Raw genomic sequence first — 2,176 nt, 5'->3', positions numbered from 1 at the left:
CCGAACTGGGCGCAGGTTCACGCATCGGAAATTTCGTCGAAACCAAGAACACGCGTCTGGGTGCCGGCTCAAAGATCAATCACCTGAGTTACGTCGGCGACGCCGACGTCGGCAATCAGGCGAACATTGGCGCTGGCACGATCACCTGCAATTACGACGGCGTGAACAAGCATCGCACCAGCATCGGCGACGGCGCCTTCATCGGCTCCAATTCCGCCCTTGTGGCACCCGTATCGATTGGCCGCAATGCGACCATCGGTGCCGGATCCGTGATCACCCGTTCAGCACCTGAGGATCAACTGACGGTTGCACGCAGTCGCCAGAACACGGTGCCTGGCTGGCAGCGACCGAAGAAAACCTGATCGGCCGATCATCGGCTGCATGGTCTCCTGGTCAAGGGATCAATCGAAGCCGTTCGCAAAGACCGCGTCTGTAGTTGCGGTTGCCGCATTCATGGCCCAACCCAGTCCACCGGATACGCGATGCTCCCAACCGAACTTGCGCCACGGCGATGTTCGGTAGGCCGGCAATCCTGCACCCGGACCGCCCGGCCGGATCCAGTAATTGACGCCCTCGTCATAGGTGAAATAAAGGTCTTCGGCGGTATCGGCCAGACGCGGATCGGATTGCTGGGTCAGCTCGGCAAAGTAGTTGGCCCAGGCCACTCCCGCAGCAACATCAAGCGCATGCTCGACATCCGAACTGCCCATCTGTCCATTGGCACCATTGGAAAGCATCGCGTAGCGCGGCAAGGCCAGCGCACCACCGAAGTTGTACATGTGATCGGTGGTGCTGATCGTGGCTACGCGCAGAAAGTTGCCCATGCGGCGTATGAAGTTCGCGATGGCGGGATCTTCCGAGGTGGAATAGGCGCGCAACATGGCGTCGACGACCAGCACGCTCATCCAGCCCGATGCTCCGTAGGACCCATTGGCCCAATCGCCATCGTGCTGGGAGCCGAGATGGTAGAGACCACCATCGACGAAGCCGGCGGGCTGCGGGATCTGACCGCTGGCACCGTTCTGGTGGGAAACCAGGCGACCGACCAGAGTCGCTACGTTGCCTGCCTGGCTGCCACCATTGAGCTCGTAATCCACCTGATAGGCGAGCAGCTTGAATGCGGAGTGCCGCTCGGTCCAGAAGCCCATGCCCGGACTCCAGGCATCATTGAATCCACCCTGCGCACCCACGATCGCCGACAACCGGTCCAGGGCCGTGTCATCGCCCGTCAGCCAGTAGCGATAGGCCAGGTTCTCCGCATAGACGTACTTGGTGTCGCCGTTCTTGAACTCGAAATAGCCGCCGGAGTTGATGTGATCGGTGTAGAAGTCCGACGCACGCACGGCCTCGCGCAGTGCCTTGTAGAAGCCACTGCGTTCGTAAAGCACGAACATCGAGGTGGCGCGGTCATACAACCAGGGCTCGTACTCGGTCTTGTAGTGGCACTGGTTGCCCGTGGTCACCCCGGGGTCGTCTTCATTGATCGAGCTGTAGAAGTTGTTCTTGATTGCCCGATCCGCTTCCTGGTATGCCGGCCAGTGGTCAATATTCGAATTCGTATTCGGGTTGTCCCTTGGCTCGGTATTGCTGTCGTCGAAGGCGACGCTGCGTACGCCCTTCAACATGCCCAGACTCAGCCATGTCTTCGGCAGCACTGCGTAGACATCGGGCTCCTGCACATTGTCGGAAGTCACGAAGCTGCCGCTGCTGACCGTATGCCAGCCGTTGCGCGCCGATACCAGAGTCGGCACGTTCTGCTGGCGAGGCGGACCGCCCCAGCTCACGGTAATCGTTTCCGGCGAAGTCGACGCAAACACATACTGGATCTGCACGCGCGCAACACGCACCGAGGTGCCGTCGAGCGCCGCATTGCCGCGATGTCGCCACGGGGTCATCTGACTCACATGGGCCGGAATTTCCTGCGCCCCCTTGAGTACCCTCAAGGTGCCCAGTCCTGCTGCCGAAATCGAGCCACGAGGAAACGGCACACCAAAAGTGACCAGGCGACTGCTTCCCGGATTGACGACCTCGGTCGGAACCAGCTGGACAGACAGGCTGCCGACAGGGACGGCAGGGGCAATGAATGGCTCAACGGCAAACGCGCAACTGGCGCTGACTGCAATCAAACCGGCAACGAGACGAGCAAACAACACGGTCAATCTCCGACCTTCAGGGG

Annotated in this window: 2 protein-coding genes; one reads left to right on the top strand and one right to left on the bottom strand. The window is 60.6% G+C overall.

All coding sequences use genetic code 11. The features are described from left to right. The coding region (locus WBP53_RS02945) for a DapH/DapD/GlmU-related protein (RefSeq protein ID WP_423925768.1) at window positions 1–362 on the top strand (362 nt) is incomplete at its 5' end. Between the two features lie 39 nt (window positions 363–401). Here the strand turns inward: WBP53_RS02945 and WBP53_RS02940 are convergent. Next, a partial coding sequence (locus tag WBP53_RS02940; RefSeq protein WP_423925766.1) for a hypothetical protein occupies window positions 402–2,176 on the bottom strand: 1,775 nt, incomplete at its 5' end.

The organism is Dokdonella sp. (assembly GCF_049593775.1).
GTDB lineage: Bacteria > Pseudomonadota > Gammaproteobacteria > Xanthomonadales > Rhodanobacteraceae > Dokdonella.
The sequence above is the reverse complement of the archived record's forward strand: the minus strand, read 5'-3'. Positions and strand labels throughout refer to the sequence as shown.